We start from the raw sequence: 22,194 nt of genomic DNA, 5'->3' as shown, positions 1-22,194 counted from the left end.
CGCAGGCTCGTCGGTGATGACCGAGCCCGAGCACGAGACCGAGAGCCCCAACCTGCACCCCGGCCAGTACGACGAGGGCGGGACCGGCGGCATGGCCACCCGCGAGCTGCAGGCCCGGCACGCAGACGACGAGGAGCCGGACGAGCAGGACTGACGGTCAGGCCGCCCGCCGCCGGAGCCACCGCCGGCGGGTCGGTGCCGGGGCGGGCGCCGCGGCCTCGGGGACGACGACCGGGCGGGTGCGCCGCCACTCGGTGACCATCTCCTCGACGTCGGGCATGCCCACCGGCACCCACGGCCCGTCGACCGGGCGGCGGTAGTACTGGTCGACCCGGGCCACGTGCGCCTCGACCACCGCGCGGGCCAGCTCCTCGGTGGGCTGGCGGGCGACCCGGGCGGGCAGCTCCTCGCGCTCCTTGCGCAGCGCCAGGCCGGTGGGCAGCATCGCCGCGACGTCGGCCTCTTCCCGCTTGGCCCACTCCAGTGCCCACTCGTAGCTGCTCTTCTCCCGGTCGCGCCGGGGCAGCGGCTTGCCCGCGCCGGCCAGCCCTTCCAGGTCGCCGCGTTCCCGGGCCTGGACGATCTGGTGCTCGACCCAGCTCTCGAAGGTCATCCCCTCGGGCTTGCGTTCGGTCATCGGCGTCCTCCTCCGCACGCGCCGTCTGCCAGTCTCTGCCCCATGCGGACGACGAGCACCCGTGAGGTCTACCGGAACCCCTGGATCCGGCTGCGCGAGGACGCGATCGAGCTGGACGACGGGTCACCGGGCATCTACTCGGTGGTGGAACGCCCGGACTTCGGCCTCGTCATCCCGGCCGAGCGGAACGGGTTCTGGCTGGTCGAGCAGTACCGCCACCCACTGGGCCGCCGCTCGTGGGAGTTCCCGCAGGGCACCTGGCCGACCGGCGCCGGCGGGTCGGCGGAGGAGCTGGCCCGCGCCGAGCTCGCCGAGGAGACCGGGCTGCGGGCCGGCTCGCTGCGCCACCTCGGGCACCTGGACCTCGCCCCGGGGCTGGCCACCCAGGAGTTCGACGTGTGGCTGGCCACCGACCTGACCGTCGGCCCCACCGCCCGGGAGGCCTCCGAGGCGGACATGGTCAGCGCGTTCGTGACCGAGGCCGAGCTGCGGGCGATGGTGGCCGACGGCCGGTTCACCGACGGCCCGTCGCTCGCCGCGCTCAGCCTGCTGCTGCTCGACCGGAGCTGAGGCCGCGGGCTACGCGGCCGGCTCCTCGACCGTCTCGCGCAGCGGCCGCAGCGCGGTGGTGATCCGCAGCAGCTCGTCGAGCATCGCGTTGCCGCCGGCGGCCAGCTGGTCGTTGGGCACGAAGTCGCCGTCCGCGGTGAGGAACTGCTGGAAGAACGGGATGGTCGCCGCCTCGACCACCGGGACCATCCGCAGGGCCGTGAGCACCGGCTTGAGCGCGGTCGCCGCCCGCAGGCCCGCCGAGACGCCGCCGTAGGAGACCAGGCCGGCGGCCTTGTCGGCCCACTCGACGCTGAGGAAGTCCAGGGCGTTCTTCAGCGACGCCGGGAACGAGTGGTTGTACTCCGGGGTGACGAACACGAACGCGTCGGCGCGGCCGACGATCGCGCTCCAGTCACGGGTGTGCTGGTGGGCGTAACGCTGCAGCCGCGGGTGGTCCGGCTCGTCGAACACCGGCAGCCCGACCTCGGCCAGGTCGACCAGCTCCACGTCGAAGCCGCCGTGGACGTCGGCCAGCTGGGCCACCCACCGGGCGACGGCGAGGCCCTTGCGACCGGGGCGGGTGCTGCCGACGACGACCTGCAGCAGGGGCTGGGACACGGGAGCTCCTCGGACGCACTGGTTGAGAGGTCAACAGTATGCCGAGGCAACCATCTCCCCGGCGGTGCACCCAGGAGTGAAGCGGCCCACATCCGGGAAGGTCACCGGCATGGCCGAGTCAGAGCACACCGCCGAACCCGATCACAGCGCCGAGGTCACGGTCACCGCCCAGGACGACACGTCCGCGGAGATCACGCTGGTCGGCGAACTGACCGAGGACGCCCGCCGCCCGCTGGTGCGCGTGATGACCGACCTGATGCTCGGCACCCCGCAGCTGCACCGGGTCGGCCTGGACGCCTGCGGCGTCACCTTCATGAACTCCGCCGGCATGTCGGCCCTGGTGCAGCTGCAGAAGATGGCCGAGCCCCGCGGCATCGAGCTGACCCTGACGGTGCAGAGCGACGCGGTGGCCAGACCGCTGCAGCTGTCGGGCCTGTGGCGCCGGTTCACCATCGTCGACCGCCGCGAGGGCCACCCGGAGGACGTGCACGAGGGCATGCACCCCGGCGTCGAGCACCGCTGAGCCCCGCTCAGACCAGCGCGACGGCCCGCAGCCCCGACCCGACGGCGGTCGGCACACCCCGACCGGCGGCCTCCACGGCCACCTCGGCGAACTTCAGCACGTGCTCGTCACCATGGCCGGCCGCCCGGTCGACCAGCTCGTCCACCGACAGCCCGGCCGGCGGGTCCGGCAGCGGCTGCGGACTGCGGTAGGCAGCGGTGATCGCGGCGGCGGTGACCCAGGCGGCCCGGTAGGTGCCCGCCCACAGCTCCCGGGGCAGCGAGGGCAGCACCAGTGCCGCGGCCCGGGGTGCGGTCGCCGCGTGCACCAGCATCACCGGGCTGCCGGGGGTCCAGCGGCCGTACCGCTGCACGGCCGCGTCCACCAGCGCGTCCAGCCCGGCCGGGACGTCGTCCGGCGCGGCCGCGGCCCGGACGGCGGGTGCCCACCCCGGCTCCTCCCCCACCCTCGCCAGCCGGGTCCGGAAGCCACCCGGCCCGGCCAGGACCGGCACCCCGTCCAGCGCCCCCGCCGCGGGGCGGTCGCCGTCCGGCCGGGTGCGGCCGGGGGCGGGCAGCCAGCGGGCCGCCCAGTAGCCGAGCGCCTGCGCCAGCTCGGCCCGCCGCGGGGCGGTCCCCTCCTCCCGCAGCGCGCGCACCGCATGACCGGTGCGGATCAACCCGTGGGTGGCCGAGGCGAGCGAGCCGGGCAGCAGCCGGGGCCACCAGGTGACCAGCACGTCCACCCAGGGCCGCTCGGCGAGCTCCCGGTCGAACAGGGACAGCCAGTCGCCGAGCCGGCTCGGGTCACCCAGCACCTCCCGCCACTGGTCGGGTGGGATCGGCCAGCGCGGCCGCGGGGCCTCCTCGAGCCGGTCAGCGTAGCCGTCCAGCCAGGCGTGCACCCGACCACCCGCACCCAGCCGCAGCAGGGCGTCGGCCGCCATCGGGCCGTGGTTGGACAGCCAGCCGTCGAACTCCGGGCCCGTGGTGCGCATCCGCTCGTACACCTCGTCCAGTTCTGCGCTCATGCGGACAGCTCACCAGCTCAAGTCACCTTGAGCTCAAGCCCTCTTGAGCTGCGACACTCCCGGCGTGGACGAGCTCATGGGCATCGGGGACGTCGCCGTGCGGGCCGGCGTCTCCGTCCCGACGGTGCGCTACTACGAGGAGCGGGGACTGCTCAGCAGCGTCCGCGACGGTGGGAACCGACGTCGCTACCCGCGCTCGGTGCTGCGCCGGCTGGCCTTCGTCGCCGCCGCGCAGCGGGTCGGGTTGTCGCTGGAGGAGATCGCCGCATCGCTGGCCGGGCTGCCCGAAGGCCGCACCCCCACCCGGGCGGACTGGACCCGGCTCTCCCGCGACTGGCGGCCCCGGGTCGAGGCCCGGATCGCCGAACTGGAGCGACTCCGCGACGACCTCAACGGCTGCATCGGCTGCGGCTGCCTGTCCCTGCGCCGGTGTGCCCTCTACAACCCCGGCGACGGGGCACGGAGCGAGGGGCCGGGCGCCCGCTGGGTCAGGGAGGCCCGCCGCCCGGTGCCGTGACGCCCCGGCGCCGCGCGGCTCAGCTGGGGTCGGGGGTGCCGCCGGGCACCCGGCCCAGCGAGATCAGCCAGCGGCGCAGCAGCCCGGCCAGCTGCTCCTGCTCCTCCGCCGACAGCCCGGCCAGCATGCCGTGCTCGGTCTCCAGGTGATCGGGCAGCGCGGCGTCCAGCGCCGTCCGGCCGGCGTCGGTGAGGGTGACCACGACGGCCCGCCCGTCGGCGTCGCTGCGCCCGCGGGTGATCAGGCCCTTCTCCTCCAGCCGGTCCAGCCGCTGGGTGATCGCCCCGGAGGTGACCAGCGCGGTGCGCATCAGCGCGGTGGGCGTCAGCTGGTAGGGGGCGCCGGCCCGGCGCAGCGCGGCGAGGACGTCGAAGGACGGCGCGTCGAGCCCGTGCCGAGCGAAGGTGGCCCGCTGGGCGAGGAAGACCTCACGCTGCAGTTGGCTGACCCGCCCGATCACGCCCATCGGCGAGCAGTCCAGGTCCGGCCGCTCCTGGGCCCACTGGGCGAGGATCACGTCCATCGCGTCGCCGGTGGACACCAGCTGCTCGCTCACGCCGGCGTCCCGGGGCCGGCCAGACCGAGGTGGCCGAGGTCGAGGTCGGCCAGGTGCTCGGCGAACGTGCGGGGCGGCCGGCCGAGCAGGTCGGTCAGCACCCGCGGGCTGCCGGTGAACCCGTGCGCGCGGTAGTGGTCGAACATGGTGCGCCGGCACCGGCCGGCGAAGGACGTCGGCACCTCCCCACCGGGGATGACGTCGTCGGCCTCCACCGGCTCGCCCAGCCGGGCGGCGATGCGCTCGGCTATCTCCGGGGCGGTGAGCGCCTCGGGCCCGGCGGCCTCGAAGGTGCCGCCGTCCAGCCCGTCCTCGGTCAGCAGCACCGCGGCGGCCTCGGCGACGTCGCGCAGGTCGACCAGCGACTGCGCCGTCCGCAGGCCCCAGAAGCTGCGCAGCACGCCGCTGGCGTGCACGGCCTCCAGCTGGGTGTCCACGTTCTCGGCGTAGGAGCAGGGCTGCAGCACCCGCCAGGACCGCAGACCGCTGGCGTCCAGCGCCTCCTCGGCCTGGTCCTTCGCGGCGTGGTGCGGCATCACCCGCAGCTGCGGGCGCAGCACGGAGTGGTAGACCAGCCGCGGCAGCCCGGCCCGGCGGGCCTCGGCAAACAGGGCGGGTGCGCCCTCGGCCTCGTCGGGGTCGAAGTTGGGCCAGATCAGGTACATCGCGTCGGCCCCGGCGAAGACCTTCGACCAGGCCATCGGCTGGGTCAGCTCGGCCACGACCACCTCGGCGCCGAGCTCGGTCAGCTCCGGGCGGGGGCCCCGCCGGGAGACCACGGCCCGGACCTGCTCGCCGCGCGCCCGCAGCGCCCGGACGACGGCCGCTCCCGTCTGCCCTCCGGCCGCCGTCACCACGATCACACCGACACCTTAGGTCTGAGAGACCGTTCCGGGTCGGCGCCGTGCCCTTTCCGGGTGAGCGGGGCGCTCAGTGCAGGGGCGAGCTCAGCCGGACGGTGAAGCCCTGCACGTCGTGCAGCAGGTCGACGTGGTCCCACAGCTTGCGGGCCAGCCACAGGCCCATCCCGCCGCGGGAGAGGTCGTCGCCGTGCGCCGGCCGGAAACCGGCCAGCGGGTCGATGAGCCCCCGACCGCGGTCGGTGATCGTGCAGACCACCCGGTCGGCCGAGGCCCAGACCCGTGCCGACACCGGGGGTGTGCCGTGCCGGAAGGCGTTGGCGGCGATCTCGGCGACCGCCAGGTGCAGGTCCTCCCGCTGGTCACGGTCGGGAACCTGGGCGGCGAGCACCGCGGCCAGCTGGTGTCGCAGGTCGGCCAGGGTGGTGGCGGCGTCGAGGGCGTAGACCGGCGGGCCGGCCTCCATCGCCTCCCGGGGCAGGGGCAGCTGCCGCAGGAAGTGCGCCGGGCGCTGGTACTCCAGGTTCGGCGTGACCACCCCGCCCCGGAGCAGCTGCGGATGGGTCCTGCGCACGGTCTCGATCACGTCGTCCGGGATCGTGGAGGCGTCGTAGCAGCACAGCGCATCGAGGGGCATGCCGGCGATCACCACGTTCGCCGCGGCCTCGTACCGGGCGGCCTCCCGCCACTCGCGGGGTGCACCGCCGACGAGCGGCTGACCGAACAGCCGCATCCGGCCGGTCCGTGTCCGGCCGGCCTGCTCGAGGAGGGTGCGGGTGGCACCGAAGGCGTCCGGGGCACGGACGCCCCGCATCGAGACGCGGGGGTCGCTGACCAGCGCGTCCCCGGCGCCGCGGAGCTCGGCGCGCAGCAGGTCGGTGGTCTGCGGATCGCAGGACACCACGGCCAGGTCCCCGGCCCGCAGCCCGTCCTCCAGGTAGGGGACGGCGACGGCGAGCAGCTCGTCGGTCGACCGCACCACGACGGCGGTGTGGCCGTGGCCGTCGCTCGCGCCCGTCCGGAGAGCCGGCCCGCCGCCGTCAGCCCGGGCACGCTGCGACGAGCGTGTGGGCTGAGCTCCGAGCAGGGACACGGGACCTCGCGGGGGACGGTGGGACTCGCAGAACTGGTGGCATTCTCAGCTACCCACCCCCACTCTCGGCAACCGGGCTACCGATCATGACCCCCACGATCGGGTGAACCGCGCCGCACCCGGACGCTGGGCACGCGAACGATCGCAGCAGGTCGGGAACTCGCCGGGGTCGTGTGCCGCCGACCGGCCCGGTGCACCCACCGTCGACCCCGATCAGCCAGGCCGCTCTCCCCCGGCCCGGACCCCACGCGCGACAGGTGTGCAACGGGTGCGTCGCGGGGTAAGGGCGCCAGACGGCACCTCCGGTCCAGCCACGGCCGGGCCCGAGGTGTCGACCGAGAGGGAGGCATGGACCTCACGCAGGAGTTCACCGCCCGTGTCACCGCCGCCGAGCCGGAGCTGCCCGGCCCCGAGCTGCTGCCGCTGCGCCTGGCGCGCGCGTGCGCCGACCTGCTCCCGGTCGCCGGGGCGGGACTGAGCGTCTACTTCGCCGCCGACCGCCGGCTGCCGCTGGGTGGCAGCGACTCGGTGGCGGGAGTGGCAGAGCGGCTGCAGTTCACCGTCGGCGAGGGCCCGTGCCTCACCGCCCACAGCAGCGGGAAGCCGGTGCTCGCCGCCGAGGACGAGATCCGCGCCCGCTGGCCGGTCTTCCACGACGCGCTGGTCTCGCACACCCCGTACCGCGGGGTGGTCTCCCTCCCGCTGCACGGCGGACTGCAGGACGTGGGCGCCCTGGACCTGTACGTGCGGCCACCCGGCTCGGTGCGCGACCTGGGCCTGGCCGACGCCCTGGCGGTCACCACCGCGCTCAGCGACACGTTCGCCACCGCGATGGACGCCGAGCCACGCAGCGAGTCCGGGCCGGCCTGGCTGGACGCCCCGGCTGCCGACCGCCGGGCGCGGGTCTGGCAGGCGATCGGCTTCGTCAGCGTGGGCCTGGAGGTGGACAGCACCGACGCGCTGGCCCTGCTGCGCGGGCAGGCCTTCGGCGCGGACCGCGACCTGGACGACGTCGCCGCCGACGTCCTGGCGCGGCGGCTTAGCCTGGCCGACCTGTCCGGGTCGGCCGGCTCGCCGCGATGAGGCGCACGCCACGTCGCCCGGACCCGCCCGGACCTGCGACGATCCGCGGGTGAGTGCGCCAGCCGAGCCCCAGCGCGAGACGCTGACCTACCAGGACTTCGGCCGGGCGGCGCGGGAACTGGCCCAGCAGGTGGCCGACAGCGGGTTCGAGCCGGACATCGTGCTGTCCATCGCCCGCGGCGGCCTGTTCCTCGGCGGCGCCCTGGGCTACGCGCTGGACGTGAAGAACCTCTTCGTGATGAACGTGGAGTTCTACACCGGCGTCGACGAACGGCTGGAGCTGCCGGTGGTGCTCCCGCCGACGCTGGACGTCGTCGACCTGACCGGCGCCCGGGTGCTGATCGCCGACGACGTCGCCGACACCGGCAAGACGCTGGAACTGGTGAAGGACTTCTGCGCCGGGCACGTCACCGAGGTGCGCACCGCCGTGGTCTACGAGAAGCCGCGCTCGCTGGTCCGGTGCGACTACGCCTGGAAGCAGACCGACGCCTGGATCGACTTCCCCTGGTCGAGCCTCCCACCGGTGGTCTCCCGCGGCGGCAGCGGCCACTGAGGAAGGACCCCCTCGCCCCCACCACTCACACGCTCGTGTCGGGCCCCTGAGAGGGGGCCGGCAGGGCCGTCAGTGGCGGGTGGTGGCGGTGATGGTGAACGTGGGGTCGCGGGTCACCTGACGGGTGGGGCCGACGAGCCGGCGCAGCGCGTCCCGATGCGGCAGGTGGCTGTTGTAGACACACCACAGCTCCCCGCCCGGCCGCAGCACCCGGGCGGCCGCGGCGAACAGTCGCTCCGCCGCCGCGGCGTGCACCGCGGCGCCCAGGTGGAACGGGGGGTTGCAGACCACCAGGTCGACGCTCCCGTCGGGGACGCTGCTCGCGGCGTCGTCCCGGGTGACGGTGACGCGGCCGGTGAGCCCGTTGGCGGCGACGGTCGCCTCGGCCGATGCGCACGCGGCGGCCGAGGAGTCCGAGGCGGTCACCGCGAGCTGCGGGCGGGCGGCGGCCAGCCCCACCGCGAGCACCCCGGTGCCGCAGCCCAGGTCCAGCGCCGTCCGGGCGTCCGGGACGGCGCCGGGCAGCACCTGCAGCAGCGCCCGGGTGCCGCGGTCGACCTTGGTGCCGGCGAAGGCGGCGCCGTGGGCGCAGACGGTGAGCCCCAGGTCGGCGTGCTCCCGGCACACCGGGAAGGACGACGCCCCCGGCCGGGGACCGCGGGCGACCAGCAGCCGGGACTTCTGCCGGCCGCGGGTGGCGTGCACCTCGGCGAACGAGTCGCCCAGCACGTCGTTCATCGCGTGGGTCATGTGCTTGACCCGGCCGCCCACGAGGACCGTGACGTCGGGGTCGGCGTCCGCGGCGACCACCTCGGCGAGCTCCCGCAGCGCGTCCAGGCCCTTGGGCGCCTGGGCCAGCACCACGCGGGCGCCGCGCACCAGCTCCGGGCCCAGCGGCAGCGACCGGTAGCTGCCGGCGTGGCCGGTGCGCTCGGCGTTGGCGGCCAGCGCGAGCTCGCCGACCCGCAGGTCCTGGTGCACCCGGGGCCGGACCGCGCCGTGCAGGGCGACCGCGCCCAGGGTGAGCGCGCCGTGCGAGTCGTCCAGCAGCACCACGTCGTCCGGGTGCTGCGCGATCAGCTCGGCGGCCTCGTCGAGCAGCAGCCGGTCGGTGGCGTCCACCGCGACGAGCTCCGGGGCGTCGACGTCCGGGTCGCGGCGCAGCTGGGCGAACAGTTCGTCGGGGGACACGCCGTCCACTGTGCCGGGCGGTCCGGGTGACCCCGACACCGCCCTGTTCGCCTGATCGGGTGATCTAGTTCCGGAAAGGCACCCCGGGTGCCGATGTGCCTGGTGCCGGTCGTGGCCCCACGGACGGCGGAGCACCGCCCCCCGGGAGACCCCCATGCCCCGCACCGCGCGCCTGCCCGGCGCCCAGTGGTTCGCCGACCGCCCCGTGCGGATCAAGGTGCTCGCCTCCACGGCCGCCGCCGGCACCGTCGCCGCCGTGATCGGTGGCCTCGGCCTGACCGCGCTCGCCGACTCGGCCGCCACCAGCGAGGCCATCTACGCCGACAACGTCCTCAGCATCGAGGAGATCGGCCTGATGATCGACGACGTCGAGCAGATCCGGCTGGCGATCGGTGCGGCGACCGCCGTCGACACGCACGCCCCGCCGCTGTCCGACGTCCACACCCTGGTCGCGGACTACCAGCACCAGGTGAGCGCCTACGCGGCCAACCACCCCTCCGGGCACGAGCACGACCTGGTCGCCGAGGCCACCGACGACCTGGCCCAGATCGACACGCTGACCAGCACCGTGCTGCTCCCCGCCGCCTCGGCCGGGGTGACCACCGCGGTGCCGGCCGGTGCCGAGCAGGTGGAGCCGCTGCTCACCGAGGTGATCGAGGACCTCGACGAGCTGCGCGCGATCGACACCCGCGAGGCGGCCGCCGCGGCGGCCAACGCCCGGGCGTCCTACGAGCACCACCGCACCATCGCCCTGGTCGTGCTGGGCGTGGGGCTGGCGGTCGCGGCGGGGATCGGCCTGCTGGTGGCCGCGGTCATCACCCGGGGCATCCGGTCGGTGCAGTACGTGGCCGAGGGGCTTGCACAGGGCGACCTGACCCGCAGCACCGGGCTGACCAGCAAGGACGAGCTCGGCCGGATGAGCGCCGCGCTGGACGAGGCGACCGGCGCGATGCGCGGCGTGATGGCCGAGGTCGGCTCGTCCGCCGATGCGGTCGCCGCCGCCGCCGAGGAGCTCTCCGCCTCCTCCGCCCAGATCGCCTCCTCCGCCGAGGAGACCAGCGCCCAGTCGCAGGTGGTGAGCTCCGCCGCCGAGGAGGTCTCCCGCAGCGTCGGCACGGTGGCCGCGGGCGCCGAGCAGATGGGCGCCTCCATCCGGGAGATCTCGCAGAGCGCCAACGCCGCGTCCGGGGTGGCCGCCCAGGCGGTGGCCCAGGTCCGGGAGGCGACCGCGACCGTCACCGCCCTCGGTGAGTCCAGCCGGGAGGTGACCGCCGTGGTCAAGCTGATCACCTCGATCGCCGAGCAGACCAACCTGCTGGCCCTCAACGCCACGATCGAGGCCGCGCGCGCCGGGGAGGCCGGCAAGGGCTTCGCCGTCGTCGCCGGGGAGGTCAAGGAGCTGGCCGAGCAGACCGCCCGCGCCACCGAGGAGATCACCCGCCGGGTCGAGGCGATCCAGGCCGACTCGACGGGTGCCGTCACCGCCATCGACGGCATCACCGGCGTGATCGGGCAGATCAACGACCACCAGACCACCATCGCCAGCGCGGTCGAGGAGCAGACCGCGACCACCGCGGAGATGGCCCGGTCGGTCACCGAGGCGGCCAGCGGCTCGAACGAGATCGCCGCGAACATCACCGGCGTCTCCCAGGCCGCTGACTCGACCACCCAGGCGCTGACCCAGACGACGACGGCGGTGGCCGAGCTCTCCCGGATGGCCACCGGCCTGCGCGGGGCGGTGGGCCGCTTCACCTGGTGAGGCACGTGGACTCCGAGCCGGTCTGCGCTCGAGCAGCGTCGTCACCGCCGGGCCAGCGACGGCGCTCGCAGCCAGCACCGATCGTGCCGCGGCCAGGCCGCCCAAACAGAATCAGCGGCCGGCCCCACATGACGGCTCGTCATCGGCGTGGCCTCACACCGCGCTCACGGCGATCCCAGCCGGGCCGTTCGATCGAAGTCTGGCGGTCCGCCGAGCAGGATCCCCGGCGCGCAGCTCAGGCGGATGGCTCCAGTGGGCGGTTCAATGCGCACTCCGAGGAGCACAGGTCGTCCCGATCAGGGCAGGCGGCCAGGCCGGCGTCGGCCGCCCGCAGGCGCTGACTGAGCCGTTCCAGCCGGGCGCGCTTGGCCTCGATCTGACGCAGCTGCTCGGCCAGCAGCGGTCGCAGGCTGTCGCGGACTTCGGTGCAGGAACGGGTCTGCAGTCCCTCGAGGTGCCGGGCGATCTCCTCCAGCGGAAGACCCAGCTCCTTGCTCGCCTCGATGAGGTCGAGCCGGGCGAGGACGTCTTCGTCGTAGTCGCGGTAGCCGTTGGCGGCGCGCCGTGCGGTGATCAGGCCGACCGTCTCGTAGTAGCGCAGCGCCGTCGCCGGGACCCCGCTGCGTCGGCTGACCTCAGAGATCCGCACACCGCCCAGGCTAGGGCCCGCCGTTCGGCTTGACCTTCCAGCGGCTCGAAGCTCTACCGTCGGCGCCCGTGCCTGTCCCCTCGCTGCCGCCTGCCCCGCTGCCCGGCCCCGCGTCTCACCTGCGGCGCCCGGCATGACCGGACACCTCATGGCCCGGCTGGAGCGCCACCAGATCGGCCTGTACCTGCTGGCGATCATCGCCGGAGCAGGCATCGGGCTGCTGGTTCCTGGCGCCCCAGGGCTCGAGGTGGCGATCAACCCAGTGCTGGCGCTGCTGCTCTACGCGACCTTCCTCGGCATCCCCTTCGCCGCGATCACCCGGGCCGCGCGGGACGGGCGGTTCATGGTCGCCGTGGTCGTGCTGAACTTCGTCCTGGTGCCGGTGATCGCCTACGGCCTGTCGCGCCTCGTCGCCGACTCCCCCGCCCTGGTCTTCGGGATGCTGCTCGTGTTGCTCACCCCCTGCATCGACTACGTCATCGTGTTCAGCGGCCTCGCCGGAGCCGCCTCCGAACGGCTGCTGGCCGCCTCCCCGCTGCTGATGCTCGCCCAGCTGCTGCTGCTGCCGGTGTACCTGCTGGTCTTCATCGGCCCCGAAGGCCTCGACGTCGTGGAGGCTGGCCCCTTCGCCGAGGCGTTCCTCGTGCTGATCGTGCTGCCGCTGACCGCGGCCGCCGCCACCCAGGCGCTGGCCCGCCGCCACCGGGTCGGCGCCCGTCTGCAGGCACTGGTGCAGGCCCTCATGGTCCCGCTGATGATGACCACCCTGGCCGTCGTCGTGGCCTCCCAGGCGCAGCTGGCCAGCGAGGCCGCCGACCAGCTCCTGCGCGTGGTGCCGATCTTCGCCGGGTTCCTGGTCGTCATGGCCGTCGTCGGTGCACTCACCGGCCGCACCTTCGGCCTCGACGTCCCCTCGCGGCGAGCCCTGGTCTTCAGCGGCGCCACCCGCAACGGCCTGGTGATCCTGCCCCTGGCCCTCGCGCTGCCCGCATCGCTGGCACTGGCACCAGCGATCGCCGTCACCCAGACCCTCGTCGAGCTCATCGGCATGGTCATCTACGTCCGCCTCGTGCCCGTCCTGGTACCCCAGCAGCGCCCCACACCCACACTGCCCTAGGTGTACTGACCAGGACCGTTGTTGACGTAGGAGCGACCTCCGGGTCGGGTGGAGCTGTCTGACGGCATCCATTCCGACCGCGGAGGTCGCTCGTGTCCCACGCTAATGCCCGGCTGACTCCGGCCGGGCGCCTGATCTTGGTTGAGCGGATCGCCACCGGTCGCCCACCAGCACACGTGGCCGCGGAGATGGGCGTCTCCCGGGCATGTGCCTACAAGTGGTGGAGCAGGTGGCGGACCGAGGGCAAGGTCGGCCTGGTCGACCGGCCCAGCCACGCCCCCAGCCACCCCAAGCGCACTCCGGCCTGCACCCAGACCCGGGTCCGGATCTCCCGGCACCTGTCCCGCTCCGGGCCGGTCGCCATCGCAGCGCACCTGAACGTGCCGGCCTCCACCGTTGGCCGCGTCCTACGCCGGCACCAGACGCCGCCGCTGGCCGCCTGCGACCCGGTCACCGGGCAGGTCATCCGGGCGACTCGGCGCAGCGCCAACCGCTACGAACACGACCACCCCGGCTCCCTGGTCCACGTCGATGTGAAGAAGCTCGGACGCATCCCCGACGGTGGCGGCTGGCGCGCCCACGGCCGCGGCACGCGCCCCACCTCGGCTCGCGGACTGGGCTATGACTACGTCCACGCCGCCATCGATGACCACTCCCGGCTGGCCTACGCCGAGATCCTGGGAGATGAAAAGGGCCCCACCTGCGCCGGGTTCCTCACCCGCGCCGCCGCCTTCTACGCCAGCCACGGCATCACCATCGAACGGGTCATCACTGACAACGCCAAGAACTACCGCGTCTCCCGGAACTTCGCCGCCGCCGCAGCCGCGATCGTCGCCCGGCAGAAGTTCATCCGCCCGCACTGCCCCTGGACCAACGGCAAGGTCGAACGCTTCAACCGCACCCTCGGCGCCGAGTGGGCCCACTCCCGGCCCTTCGCCAGCGACGACACCCGCGCCGCCCTCTTGCCCACCTCGCTGGCCCACTACAACCTGAACCGGCCCCACCTGGGTATCGGCGGACGCTCACCCACCGACCGCGTCAACAACGCTGCGGGTCAGTACACCTAGAACAAAGAACGGCGGGTGTGTCGGCCGGAACCGACACACCCGCCGAACTGTCGTGCCTCAGGAGACCTTGCTGGTCATGAAGTGCCACTCGTTCTTCGGCACGTTGTAGCTGACCGACGTGCCGACCTTGGTGCGGGCGCAGCTCGCGCTCTCCCGGTACCTGGTCACCGAACCCCGGTACTTCATGGCCCCGATCTGCAGGCGGCCGACGTTCATGGTGTCGGGCACGACCCAGGCACCACTCGCCGACGTAGTTCCGGCCTTGCTGGCGGCGACCGACACTCCGGTGTTGACCTTCACCGCGGCGAGGGCCGCCCCTACGCTGATGTCGGTGTTGGCGCTGACGGTGCCGGTCACCGTGAAGGTGGTCGACGTGCTGATCGCCAGCGTCACGCCCCTGTTGCCGGTGATCGAGCTGTTGAGCCCGGTCGCCTGCTGGAAGCCCACGCCGGTGTTCGAGGCCACGTTCACGTAGCCACCCTCGCAGAGGCCCTGCACCCCCTGCTCGCCGGCCATGGCGACCGAGCCGCCGCTGGCAACGAGGGCGAGGGCCATCGCCGAGGTGATAATGCTCTTCTTCACAGTCGCTTCTCTCATAGGGTAGTGGGTATGGCAACGATCCAGTAATCGATGCCGGCCGGGATGTCGAGATCCACCTCGAACTGCGATCCCTCCGACGGCACGGGAATGCCGCCGTTATTCAGGAATCGCGGCGCACACGGACCCGCGAAGAAAAGGCCCATTGTCAATGTGTACTCACTGTCTGGCGTGCAGGACACATAAAAGCGGATGCGCTCGACACCTTCAGGTCTATCTATCGAGAACACCTGCGGACCCGTGCCCTTCTCGTGCAACAAGGTCGTCACCCCTTCTGCGACGAAGTCGCTTGAGTCGGGGTTCGTGATCTCGTCCAGCGGGTCTTGGAGCACCGGAGCAGTCGCCGACGCAGAAGCAGTCGTTGACGAGGCCGACGGCGACTCCGCTACCTGCTCGCCATCCTTTTCATCGTCCGAGCACGCCGACAAAAGGAGCATTCCAAGCGCGAGCAAAGCGGCTCCCGCCGAACTGCGGACGATTCTCAACACCCACCTTCCCTCTCGAGTTGCGGCTTGTTTGGCAGCACAGTAGGGACACCACTTGACCATGTCAACGGTGTCGTCCCACGAGTCACGAGAACCTTTAGTGAGCGGGAGCAAGGACCTGGCTGATGTATCGACGGATGAAGGAAGTCGGTCTTCGCATCAACATTTTCAGGCCCATGTGGCAGTCTGCAATCGTTTCCACAAGGACGCGCGGCCAGGAGGTCTTGCATTTCGCCCAGACGACTGCCACTGTCCGGCACACCTAGGGCGTGTCTTTCAAGTGCGGGTCCAGGCGAGGACGACGGCTCCGCGGTAGATGAGTGCGTGCTTGTCCTAGCGGGTGGCCAGTCCGCGCCCCTGCTTGAGCAGGGCGAAGGAGCCCTCGACGACGTTGCGCTTCTTTACAGCTCCCGGTCGCAGCTGACCGGTCGGCCGCCCTTGCTGCCGCGGCGGGCGCGGTGGCCTTGCTGGTCGCGGGGCTCGGGTATGACCGCGCTACCGACTGACCACCCAAGAAGTTCGCCCGAAGTCGATACAACATAAAGGAGGTTATGTTGTATCGGCGTCGCTGGGATCTGGGTGCATCAGGATGGTGGTACATCACCGCCTGATGGGTGAGCGGTGAGCTCGGGACGCCCGCCGGAATGACGGGGACTGAGTCCCGCGCTGTCGGCGCGTTGATCCCTCGAAGGCCCCCTGGGCGGCGCTGCTGCGTCAGTGCGAGGTGGTGATGAACTCGTCCCACCGACGGTGGGCCCCGGCATCGGTCAGCTGCGCCACCTCTGCCGGCGGCAGGCCCACGACCTTGATCAGCGACTGGACCAGCCAGCTGGGCAGCCCTGGCGCCACGTCGGCTCCGGTGCCGTCGTCCGCAGGGCCCGTGGCGGGTTCAGCGCTGGCCGGCTGGATGCCGGCAGCGGCCCTGCCCAGCCGTTCGATGGCCTCCGCCAGCGGGACGGTCGCCGACGTGGCGGACAGGGTCGCCACCCGGGCGGTCATCTCGGCGTAGACCTCGCTGTCACTCCGTGCGCCCAGCGCCCACACCTCCGCGACGTCGACCACCGGGCGGCCCGCATCGTCGTGGGTGATCCGCCAGACGATCCGCCAGTTCCGGTTCCCGACGACGAGCTTGCGGTAGCCGATCAGCGCCCCGCGCAGCGCCTCACCAGCTTCGGGGTCACGCTCCAGCAGCAGACACTTCTTCAGCGCCCACCGCACGACCTGCGGGTCGCCCTTGCGCACCATCGACTGCAGGTCGGACAGTGCTGCGTCGGTGAACCGGACGACGGTGCGCTCGGCGTCGGGATGCCGACCGGACGTGCGCCCTGCGGCGGCGGGGCTCTTCCGCGTGGTCTTTCCGGCCGGCTGTCGGGGCCGGCTGGTCACCCGCATCCGGCCGCGAGGTCGTCGTCCAGTTCGGCTTCGAGCTCAGCGCGGTCGAGCCCGAGCGCGCTCAGCACCTCGTCCAGGCCGGTGCGGTGCCCGGTGTCGGTGGCCGCCCGTGACAGCAGCAGCGCGGTCTCGCGGAGGTCGGTCTCCAGGCGCTGGATCTCCTCGAGGTGGCGCATGCTGACCACGGCGGCCACGGCTCTGCCGTGGCGCTCGACGATGACGTCGGCACCGTTCTCCGCATCCCGGAGCAGTTTGGGCAGCCCGGACTTCGCCGCGTCGGTCACGGAGACGACGTGCGCGTGCGGATCCAAGACCGTCATGACGCCCACGGTACGGTTCGACTGAGCAGATTTCTGCACAGATCGCCGCGGCGCCACCCCGTTCGAGGAACCGGCTGGCTCATGGCGTTCCACCGACGACCGGTACGCGCGACGAGGCAGGCACGGCAACGTGCCGACGTCGCTACCGGGGTGTGGCGGCGATCAGGTCGACGACCACCTGGGCCAGCTCGGGGCCGACGTCCTCCTGGAGGAAGTGCCCGCCGCCGGCCAGCGTGGTGTGCAGCATCCCCTGCGCGCCGGGAACCAGCTTCTGGAAGACCGCGTCGCCGCCGCCGGTGATGGGGTCGGAGTCGGAGAACGCGGTCAGGAACGGCTTGTCCCAGGTGCGCAGCACCGCCCAGGCGGCGCGGTTGGCCTCGGCGGCCGGGTCGTCGGGGCGGGTGGGCACCAGCGACGGGAACACCCGGGCGCCGGCCTTGTACCGGTCCTCGGGGAACGGGGCGTCGTAGGCCGCCACCACCTCGGGCGCCAGGTCGGTGGCGGTGCCGTTGGAGACGATCCGGCCCACCTGCATGCTGGTCATCCCCGCGGCGGCCCGCTGCCAGGCGAGGAAGGCCTCGCTCATCGGGCGGTCACCGGTGGGCAGGCCGGTATTCGCCGCCACCACCCGGGCGAACCGGTCGGGGTGCTCGGCGACCAGGCGCAGCCCGATCAGCCCGCCCCAGTCCTGGCAGACCAGGGTCAGGTCCGTGAGCCCCAGCTCGTCGAACAGGGCCTGGCGCATCCAGCCCACGTGCCGGGCGTAGGTGTAGTCGGTCAGCTCGGTGGGCTTGTCGGAGCGGCCGAAGCCGACCAGGTCCGGGACGACGACGCGCAGACCGGCCGCGGTGAGCGCCGGGATCATCCGGCGGTACAGGAACGACCACGACGGCTCGCCGTGCAGCAGGAGCACCGTCTCGCCGTCGTCCGGGCCCTCGACCAGGACGGCGACCCGCAGCCGACCGCCGTCCCCGTCGTCCACCTCGACGTAACGGGGCTCGTAGGGGAACTCGGGCAGGTCGGTGAACCGGCTCTCGGGTGTGCGCAGTGCGTCCATCGCAGGCCTCCTCGACTGGTGGGCGTCGCCCGACGCTATCGAGGAGGCCCGGGCGTCACACGCCGGGGAGGCCGATCGGGCAGGCGACGCCGGTGGAGTTCACCGGGCAGTAGCCACCGGGAACCTTGTACAGGTACTGCTGGTGGTAGGCCTCGGCGTAGAAGAAGTCGCCGAGCGGGGCGATCTCGGTGGTGATCTCGCCGTAGCCGGCCGCGGTCAGCCGTTCCTGGAACAGGTCGCGGCTCACCGTGGCAGCGGCCTCCTGCTCCGGGCCCTGGGTGTAGATGGCCGAGCGGTACTGGGTGCCGATGTCGTTGCCCTGGCGCATGCCCTGGGTCGGGTCGTGCTCCTCCCAGAACTCCTTCAGCAGCCGGTCGTAGGAGAGCACGGCCGGGTCGAAGACGACCAGCACGGCCTCGGTGTGCCCGGTGCGCGCCGAGCAGACCTCCTCGTACGTGGGGTTCGGGGTGTACCCGCCGGCGTAGCCCGCGGCGGTCGACCACACGCCCGGGGTCTCCCAGAACACCTTCTCCACACCCCAGAAGCAGCCGGCGCCGAAGACGGCGGTCTGCATCCCCTCGGGGAACGGCGGGGAGATCCGGTGGCCGTTGACCGCGTGCACCTCGGGGATGCCGGGGAGCGGTTCGACACGGCCGGTCAGCGCGTCCTCCGCGGTGACCGGCCGGGTCTTGGCGCGGGAGAAGAACATGCGCTGACTGTATGTCCGTCCGGCAGCCGGCGGCCCCCGGCTCGTGCGACCGCGCGGGCAGGGGCACCCTCGGGGGATGCCGATCCAGACCCGCGAGTGGCAGCTGATCCGACGTCCGCAGGGCGAGCCGGTGCCGGAGGACTTCCGTCTCGTGACGATGGAGCGGCCGGACCCCGCGCCCGGTGAGGTCGTCGTGCGGACGATCGCGATGTCGGTCGACCCGTACATGCGCGGCCGGATGAGCGCGACGAAGTCCTACGCCCCCAGCTGGGAGCTCGGCGAGACGATGCAGGGCGGCACCGTCGGGCAGGTGGTCGCCTCCCGGTCGGACGACGTCCCCGAGGGTGCACTGGTGCTGCACGGGCTCGGGTGGCGGGACGTCGCCGTCGTCCCGGCCGGGCACGTGTCGGTGGTGGACCCGCTGCCCGGCCTGCCGCTGTCGCTGTACCTGGGCGTGCTCGGCATGCCGGGGCTGACCGCGTGGGCCGGGCTGTTCCGGCTGGCGTCCTTCCGGGAGGGGGACGCCGTCTTCGTCTCCGGCGCCGCCGGGGCGGTCGGCAGCCTGGTCGGCCAGTTCGCCCGGCTGCGCGGGGCGTCCCGGGTCGTGGGCAGCGCCGGGACGCCGGAGAAGGTGCGCTGGCTGCGCGACGAGCTCGGCTTCGACGCGGCGTTCGACTACCACGACGGGCCGGTCGCCGACCTGCTCGGCGCGGCCGCACCTGAGGGCATCGACGTCTTCTTCGACAACGTCGGCGGGGAGCACCTGGAGGCGGCGATCGGGGCGTTCCGGACGTACGGCCGGGCCGCGCTGTGCGGGTCGATCTCCGGGTACAACGCGACCACCGCCCCGCCCGGGCCGCGCAACCTCGGGCAGATCGTCGGCAAGCGGCTGACCCTGCGCGGGTTCATCGTCGGCGACCACGCCGACCTGCGCCCGGAGTTCGTGACCGCGGTGTCGGGGTGGCTGCGGGACGGTTCGGTCGTCGCCCGCGAGACGGTGGTCGACGGCCTGGACTCCGCGGTGGACGCCTTCCGCTCGCTGCTGCGCGGCGGCAACACCGGGAAGATGGTCGTCCGGCTGGCCCCCGACCCGCGCTGATCGGGTGATCACCCCGGACGCACCGGGGCCTCCCGGGCGCCGACACCCCGCTGAACCCGAGGTGATCACCCCGGGCTGAGGGCTGCCACCGGGCCGTCGAGACCACCCTCAGCCCGGGGTGATCATGTGGGGCGCGGGCCGGGGCCCGGTTGGCGATCGGCGGATCAGGGCAGACTCCGGCCCATGTGGCTCTTCCTCACCCGCCGTTTCCGCATGTGGGTCATCCTGACCGTCCTCGCGCCACTGGCCGTGAAGGTGCTGCGCCGCCTCGGCCGGACGCTGGAGCAGCGCAACGGACCCTCCGCGGTCAGCAACGGCCTGCTCAAGGCCGGCGACCTCGGCGAGCGGGCGCAGCGGAAGCTGGGCGGCAAGCGCCGCCGCTGACCCGAGGACGACGACGTGAGCACCCCCGACACCCCGGACGCCGACCGCCCCGACCCGCGCACTCCCGCCCTGGAGCAGCTGCCCGCGGTCGGCGAGACCCGCGGGATCGCGCTGTTCTGCCACGGCGGCACCGTCGCCAGCGTCGACCCGCCCAAGGAGCGCGCGCTCTCGCTGGTGCGGATGCGGGCGTTCCAGTCGTTCGTGCACCGCAGCACCGCTGACCGCGGGATCGCCACCGCGCTGCTCCGCTACCGGGTCGCGGGGTGGAACGGCGAGGCGGCCGACGCGTACGCCGACGTCCGCTGGGCGATCGCGCAGCTGCGGGAGCAGTACGGCACCGACGTCCCGATCGTGCTGGTCGGGCACTCGATGGGCGGGCGGGCCGTGCTCCGGGCCGGCGGCGAGCCCTCGGTGACCGCGGTCTGCGCGCTCGCCCCCTGGACCCCGCCCGGCGAGCCGGTCATGCACCTGGGCGGGCAGACCGTGGTGATCCTGCACGGCCGCGGCGACCGGTGGGTGCCCGCCCGGCTGTCCGCGGAGTTCGCCGTCCGGGCGCGGCGGGCCAAGGCCCGGGTGGCCCGGTTCACCATCGTCGGCGGGCACGGCATGGTCCGGCGGTCGCACCGCTGGCACGCCTTCGCCCGGGACGTCGTCCTGGCCGGCACCGGCCTCGAGCCGATGCCTGAAGCGATCGCCCACGCCCTCACCCAGCCCAGCCCCGAGGGCCTCGCCGTCCCGCTCTGACCGGGCCGGGCGTGCGTGGGTCGGCTCTCAGCCCGCGGAGGACACCTCGTAGACGTGCACGTTCTCCAGCCCGTCCGGGGTGACCTCCCGGCCCGGGGGGTCGGCGAGCGGCTCGCCCCACGCGACGAAGGTGGCGATCCCCCGCTCTGCCAGCAGCGCGTCCAGCCCCTCGCCCAGTTCGTGGTCGCGGGGCTGGCCGTAGTACTGGCACTCCAGCTCGAAGCAGATCACCGCGGTCCGCTCCCAGAAGCCGTTGGACGCGACCGGGCCGGTCAGCCCGCCGTCGCTCCGCAGCGCGGCCGTCACCTCCTGGGCCCGCGCGCCCTCGTCCACCCGCTCGAACATCCGCGGCACCGCCTGCGCCGCGACCGTCACGGCCAGCACGGTCGCGACGGCGGGCAGCACCCAGCGATGCCGCCCAGGCAGCGCGACCAGGACCCGCTGCAGGAAGAGCGCCGCCGGCACGGCCAGCAGCAGCAACAGGAACCAGGTGTAACGGCGTTCCACGAACAGCACCGCGTAGCCGCCGGCGTAGATCGCGCCCGCGGCCACGATCCCGGCCACGACCAACCGGGACGCCGGCGACCCCGCTCGCTCGCGGCGCCGCAGGAAGAGCACCCCCACGGTGCCGGCGATGCCCAGCGCGGACACCACGATCATGTCGTCGGTCAGCAGGTCGGCGCCCAGGGCGACGGTGTCGGTGACGTTGTCCAGCAGCCGGTCGGCCGACTCCCCGCCGGCGCCCCAGCCGTCGGCGTTGACCGGCATCCGGGACGGGTCCTCCCAGATGCTCACCGCCTCCTCGCTCGGCGGCGTCAGCAGCCCGGCGTAGCGGATCGGGTTGCCCTCCGACCCCGGCCCGGCGATCGTCACGTTGTAGCGGGCCGACTTGGTCACGGTGAACCGGTCGTAGGTCGCCGACAGCGCCGCCACCCACGGCGCGAACAGCACGCCGACCACCACGAGCGCCAGCAGGCCGGAGGCGCCCACCCGGCGCCACGCCGCGGGCACCCCCCGCGACCGGTACCAGTGCAGCGCCAGCACCACGGCCAGGTGGACGACGACGAAGGGCAGCGCGTAGATCTTGGTCAGCACCGCCAGCCCGGCCCACAGCCCGGCCCGCAGCGCCACCGCCCGGCTGGTCGGGAAGTCCGGCCGGAGCACCTCGCTGCACCACAGCAGCAGGAAGCCCGCCATCAGCACGTCGACGAACACGCCGTAGTGCGCCATGGCGAGCAGGAACGGGCTGATCGCCAGGGCGAGTGCGTCGCGCACGGCCGGCCGAGCGCCGGCCACGTCTGCCAGCCGGCGGAACGCCACCAGCGCCAGCACTGACGACGCCACCTGCAGCACGCCCGCGGCGAGCAGCGGCTCCACCCCGACCACGAGCAGCGGCACCAGGAACCACGACCAGAGTGGCCCCCAGTAGCCGTTCACCGGCAAGCCGCCCTCGGCGTACTGGCGGGCGATGGAGACGTAGGCCAGGCCGTCAAGGCCGATGTCGTCCCGGAAGAGCGGCGCGAGCAGCAGCCCGACGACCGCGAGCGGGGCGACCACGGCCACCGTCCGCCAGGGCTCCCGGGTCACCGTGCGCCACCCGGCCGGACGGGGCTCCGCGTGCGT

The 22,194-nt window shown here is 73.4% G+C and carries 27 protein-coding genes; 12 read left to right on the top strand and 15 right to left on the bottom strand.

Annotation, left to right across the window (positions count from 1 at the left end; all coding sequences use genetic code 11):
* The first annotated feature begins 16 nt into the window (after positions 1-16).
* Entirely contained in the window at positions 17-154 is a 138-nt protein-coding gene (locus Q1A09_RS19160; protein WP_299958712.1) for a hypothetical protein, read from the top strand.
* A 3-nt stretch (positions 155-157) separates the two neighbouring features.
* Here the strand turns inward: Q1A09_RS19160 and Q1A09_RS19155 are convergent, their stop codons facing one another.
* Positions 158-637, bottom strand: a complete 480-nt coding sequence (locus Q1A09_RS19155) for a DUF1992 domain-containing protein (RefSeq protein ID WP_299958709.1) — start codon at positions 635-637, stop codon at positions 158-160.
* Between the two features lie 42 nt (positions 638-679).
* On the opposite strand from Q1A09_RS19155, the gene Q1A09_RS19150 reads away from it, so the two are divergent.
* Positions 680-1,207 carry an NUDIX hydrolase gene (locus Q1A09_RS19150; protein ID WP_299958705.1) on the top strand — a complete coding sequence of 176 codons (528 nt, stop codon included), beginning with the start codon at positions 680-682 and terminating at the stop codon, positions 1,205-1,207.
* Between the two features lie 9 nt (positions 1,208-1,216).
* Here Q1A09_RS19150 and Q1A09_RS19145 read toward each other — a convergent pair whose 3' ends face one another.
* Positions 1,217-1,807 carry an NADPH-dependent FMN reductase gene (locus Q1A09_RS19145; protein WP_299958702.1) on the bottom strand — a complete coding sequence of 197 codons (591 nt, stop codon included), beginning with the start codon at positions 1,805-1,807 and terminating at the stop codon, positions 1,217-1,219.
* Between the two features lie 109 nt (positions 1,808-1,916).
* Between Q1A09_RS19145 and Q1A09_RS19140 the strand changes: the two genes are divergently transcribed.
* Complete coding sequence (locus Q1A09_RS19140; protein ID WP_299958690.1) at positions 1,917-2,330, top strand: STAS domain-containing protein; 414 nt, start codon at positions 1,917-1,919, stop codon at positions 2,328-2,330.
* A 7-nt stretch (positions 2,331-2,337) separates the two neighbouring features.
* On the opposite strand, the gene Q1A09_RS19135 is transcribed toward Q1A09_RS19140, so the two are convergent.
* Positions 2,338-3,339 carry a questin oxidase family protein gene (locus Q1A09_RS19135; protein ID WP_299958687.1) on the bottom strand — a complete coding sequence of 334 codons (1,002 nt, stop codon included), beginning with the start codon at positions 3,337-3,339 and terminating at the stop codon, positions 2,338-2,340.
* Between the two features lie 64 nt (positions 3,340-3,403).
* Between Q1A09_RS19135 and soxR the strand changes: the two genes are divergently transcribed.
* Complete coding sequence (gene soxR / locus Q1A09_RS19130; protein ID WP_299958684.1) at positions 3,404-3,856, top strand: redox-sensitive transcriptional activator SoxR; 453 nt, start codon at positions 3,404-3,406, stop codon at positions 3,854-3,856.
* A gap of 19 nt (positions 3,857-3,875) precedes the next feature.
* Here the strand turns inward: soxR and Q1A09_RS19125 are convergent, their stop codons facing one another.
* From Q1A09_RS19125 to Q1A09_RS19115, 3 genes are all read right to left on the bottom strand, one after another.
* Complete coding sequence (locus Q1A09_RS19125; RefSeq protein WP_299958681.1) at positions 3,876-4,412, bottom strand: MarR family winged helix-turn-helix transcriptional regulator; 537 nt, start codon at positions 4,410-4,412, stop codon at positions 3,876-3,878.
* Positions 4,409-5,275: an SDR family oxidoreductase gene (locus Q1A09_RS19120; protein ID WP_299958678.1), complete on the bottom strand. Its 867-nt coding sequence runs from the start codon at positions 5,273-5,275 to the stop codon at positions 4,409-4,411. The genes Q1A09_RS19125 and Q1A09_RS19120 overlap by 4 nt, the downstream gene beginning before the upstream one ends.
* Before the next feature lie 67 nt (positions 5,276-5,342).
* The gene (locus Q1A09_RS19115) at positions 5,343-6,254 is read right to left on the bottom strand and encodes a sensor histidine kinase (RefSeq protein WP_299958676.1); all 912 of its coding nucleotides are present in this window, start codon (positions 6,252-6,254) and stop codon (positions 5,343-5,345) included.
* Positions 6,255-6,713: 459 nt separating this feature from the next.
* Between Q1A09_RS19115 and Q1A09_RS19110 the strand changes: the two genes are divergently transcribed.
* Positions 6,714-7,448 (top strand): GAF domain-containing protein, encoded by a 735-nt coding sequence (locus tag Q1A09_RS19110; protein ID WP_299958673.1) that lies wholly within the window; start codon positions 6,714-6,716, stop codon positions 7,446-7,448.
* A 49-nt stretch (positions 7,449-7,497) separates the two neighbouring features.
* Positions 7,498-8,001, top strand: coding sequence for a phosphoribosyltransferase (locus tag Q1A09_RS19105; protein ID WP_299958670.1), 504 nt, complete (start codon positions 7,498-7,500; stop codon positions 7,999-8,001).
* Positions 8,002-8,070: 69 nt separating this feature from the next.
* Here Q1A09_RS19105 and Q1A09_RS19100 read toward each other — a convergent pair whose 3' ends face one another.
* On the bottom strand, positions 8,071-9,192 hold the full coding sequence (locus Q1A09_RS19100) for a methyltransferase (protein ID WP_299958667.1): 1,122 nt from the start codon (positions 9,190-9,192) through the stop codon (positions 8,071-8,073).
* Between the two features lie 154 nt (positions 9,193-9,346).
* Here Q1A09_RS19100 and Q1A09_RS19095 point away from each other — a divergent pair, with 154 nt between their 5' ends.
* The gene (locus Q1A09_RS19095; RefSeq protein WP_299958664.1) at positions 9,347-10,951 is read left to right on the top strand and encodes a methyl-accepting chemotaxis protein; all 1,605 of its coding nucleotides are present in this window, start codon (positions 9,347-9,349) and stop codon (positions 10,949-10,951) included.
* A gap of 235 nt (positions 10,952-11,186) precedes the next feature.
* On the opposite strand, the gene Q1A09_RS19090 is transcribed toward Q1A09_RS19095, so the two are convergent.
* Positions 11,187-11,600, bottom strand: coding sequence for a MerR family transcriptional regulator (locus Q1A09_RS19090; protein ID WP_299958661.1), 414 nt, complete (start codon positions 11,598-11,600; stop codon positions 11,187-11,189).
* 133 nt (positions 11,601-11,733) lie between these two features.
* On the opposite strand from Q1A09_RS19090, the gene Q1A09_RS19085 reads away from it, so the two are divergent.
* Together Q1A09_RS19085 and Q1A09_RS19080 are read left to right on the top strand one after the other, a co-directional pair.
* On the top strand, positions 11,734-12,717 hold the full coding sequence (locus Q1A09_RS19085; RefSeq protein WP_299958658.1) for an arsenic resistance protein: 984 nt from the start codon (positions 11,734-11,736) through the stop codon (positions 12,715-12,717).
* 92 nt (positions 12,718-12,809) lie between these two features.
* Positions 12,810-13,784 (top strand): IS481 family transposase, encoded by a 975-nt coding sequence (locus Q1A09_RS19080; protein WP_299958655.1) that lies wholly within the window; start codon positions 12,810-12,812, stop codon positions 13,782-13,784.
* Between the two features lie 57 nt (positions 13,785-13,841).
* Here the strand turns inward: Q1A09_RS19080 and Q1A09_RS19075 are convergent, their stop codons facing one another.
* From Q1A09_RS19075 to msrA, 6 genes are all read right to left on the bottom strand, one after another.
* Entirely contained in the window at positions 13,842-14,366 is a 525-nt protein-coding gene (locus tag Q1A09_RS19075) for a hypothetical protein (protein WP_299958652.1), read from the bottom strand.
* Positions 14,367-14,377: 11 nt separating this feature from the next.
* Complete coding sequence (locus Q1A09_RS19070; protein ID WP_299958649.1) at positions 14,378-14,869, bottom strand: hypothetical protein; 492 nt, start codon at positions 14,867-14,869, stop codon at positions 14,378-14,380.
* A 711-nt stretch (positions 14,870-15,580) separates the two neighbouring features.
* A complete protein-coding gene (locus Q1A09_RS19065; RefSeq protein ID WP_299958646.1) occupies positions 15,581-16,252 on the bottom strand; it encodes a type II toxin-antitoxin system RelE/ParE family toxin in 672 nt (223 codons plus the stop codon).
* A complete protein-coding gene (locus Q1A09_RS19060) occupies positions 16,249-16,671 on the bottom strand; it encodes a type II toxin-antitoxin system Phd/YefM family antitoxin (protein WP_299958644.1) in 423 nt (140 codons plus the stop codon). The genes Q1A09_RS19065 and Q1A09_RS19060 overlap by 4 nt, the downstream gene beginning before the upstream one ends.
* Positions 16,672-16,720: 49 nt before the next feature.
* Positions 16,721-17,635 (bottom strand): haloalkane dehalogenase, encoded by a 915-nt coding sequence (locus Q1A09_RS19055; protein ID WP_299958642.1) that lies wholly within the window; start codon positions 17,633-17,635, stop codon positions 16,721-16,723.
* 55 nt (positions 17,636-17,690) lie between these two features.
* Positions 17,691-18,344 (bottom strand): peptide-methionine (S)-S-oxide reductase MsrA, encoded by a 654-nt coding sequence (msrA, locus tag Q1A09_RS19050; RefSeq protein ID WP_299958640.1) that lies wholly within the window; start codon positions 18,342-18,344, stop codon positions 17,691-17,693.
* A 76-nt stretch (positions 18,345-18,420) separates the two neighbouring features.
* On the opposite strand from msrA, the gene Q1A09_RS19045 reads away from it, so the two are divergent.
* The 3 genes from Q1A09_RS19045 (at position 18,421) to Q1A09_RS19035 (ending at position 20,571) form a co-directional block, all read left to right on the top strand.
* A complete protein-coding gene (locus tag Q1A09_RS19045) occupies positions 18,421-19,443 on the top strand; it encodes an NADP-dependent oxidoreductase (RefSeq protein WP_299958639.1) in 1,023 nt (340 codons plus the stop codon).
* 183 nt (positions 19,444-19,626) lie between these two features.
* Positions 19,627-19,827, top strand: coding sequence for a hypothetical protein (locus Q1A09_RS19040; RefSeq protein WP_299958637.1), 201 nt, complete (start codon positions 19,627-19,629; stop codon positions 19,825-19,827).
* Between the two features lie 15 nt (positions 19,828-19,842).
* A complete protein-coding gene (locus Q1A09_RS19035) occupies positions 19,843-20,571 on the top strand; it encodes an alpha/beta hydrolase (RefSeq protein ID WP_299958635.1) in 729 nt (242 codons plus the stop codon).
* A gap of 27 nt (positions 20,572-20,598) precedes the next feature.
* On the opposite strand, the gene Q1A09_RS19030 is transcribed toward Q1A09_RS19035, so the two are convergent.
* Positions 20,599-22,158 (bottom strand): hypothetical protein, encoded by a 1,560-nt coding sequence (locus tag Q1A09_RS19030; RefSeq protein ID WP_299958633.1) that lies wholly within the window; start codon positions 22,156-22,158, stop codon positions 20,599-20,601.
* Between the last annotated feature and the right edge of the window lie 36 nt (positions 22,159-22,194).

It is taken from the genome of uncultured Modestobacter sp. (genome assembly GCF_947486615.1).
Classification (GTDB): domain Bacteria; phylum Actinomycetota; class Actinomycetes; order Mycobacteriales; family Geodermatophilaceae; genus Modestobacter.
The sequence above is the reverse complement of the archived record's forward strand: the minus strand, read 5'-3'. Positions and strand labels throughout refer to the sequence as shown.

What these genes read in the sequence shown, in the direction of transcription:
- Q1A09_RS19160 (WP_299958712.1), top strand. Translation starts at nt 17, where the DNA reads ATGACCGAGCCCGAGCACGAGACCGAGAGCCCCAACCTGCACCCCGGC.
- Q1A09_RS19155 (WP_299958709.1), bottom strand. Translation starts at nt 637, where the DNA reads ATGACCGAACGCAAGCCCGAGGGGATGACCTTCGAGAGCTGGGTCGAG.
- Q1A09_RS19150 (WP_299958705.1), top strand. Translation starts at nt 680, where the DNA reads ATGCGGACGACGAGCACCCGTGAGGTCTACCGGAACCCCTGGATCCGG.
- Q1A09_RS19140 (WP_299958690.1), top strand. Translation starts at nt 1,917, where the DNA reads ATGGCCGAGTCAGAGCACACCGCCGAACCCGATCACAGCGCCGAGGTC.
- Q1A09_RS19135 (WP_299958687.1), bottom strand. Translation starts at nt 3,339, where the DNA reads ATGAGCGCAGAACTGGACGAGGTGTACGAGCGGATGCGCACCACGGGC.
- Q1A09_RS19110 (WP_299958673.1), top strand. Translation starts at nt 6,714, where the DNA reads ATGGACCTCACGCAGGAGTTCACCGCCCGTGTCACCGCCGCCGAGCCG.
- Q1A09_RS19095 (WP_299958664.1), top strand. Translation starts at nt 9,347, where the DNA reads ATGCCCCGCACCGCGCGCCTGCCCGGCGCCCAGTGGTTCGCCGACCGC.
- Q1A09_RS19085 (WP_299958658.1), top strand. Translation starts at nt 11,734, where the DNA reads ATGACCGGACACCTCATGGCCCGGCTGGAGCGCCACCAGATCGGCCTG.
- Q1A09_RS19055 (WP_299958642.1), bottom strand. Translation starts at nt 17,635, where the DNA reads ATGGACGCACTGCGCACACCCGAGAGCCGGTTCACCGACCTGCCCGAG.
- msrA (WP_299958640.1), bottom strand. Translation starts at nt 18,344, where the DNA reads ATGTTCTTCTCCCGCGCCAAGACCCGGCCGGTCACCGCGGAGGACGCG.
- Q1A09_RS19045 (WP_299958639.1), top strand. Translation starts at nt 18,421, where the DNA reads ATGCCGATCCAGACCCGCGAGTGGCAGCTGATCCGACGTCCGCAGGGC.
- Q1A09_RS19040 (WP_299958637.1), top strand. Translation starts at nt 19,627, where the DNA reads ATGTGGCTCTTCCTCACCCGCCGTTTCCGCATGTGGGTCATCCTGACC.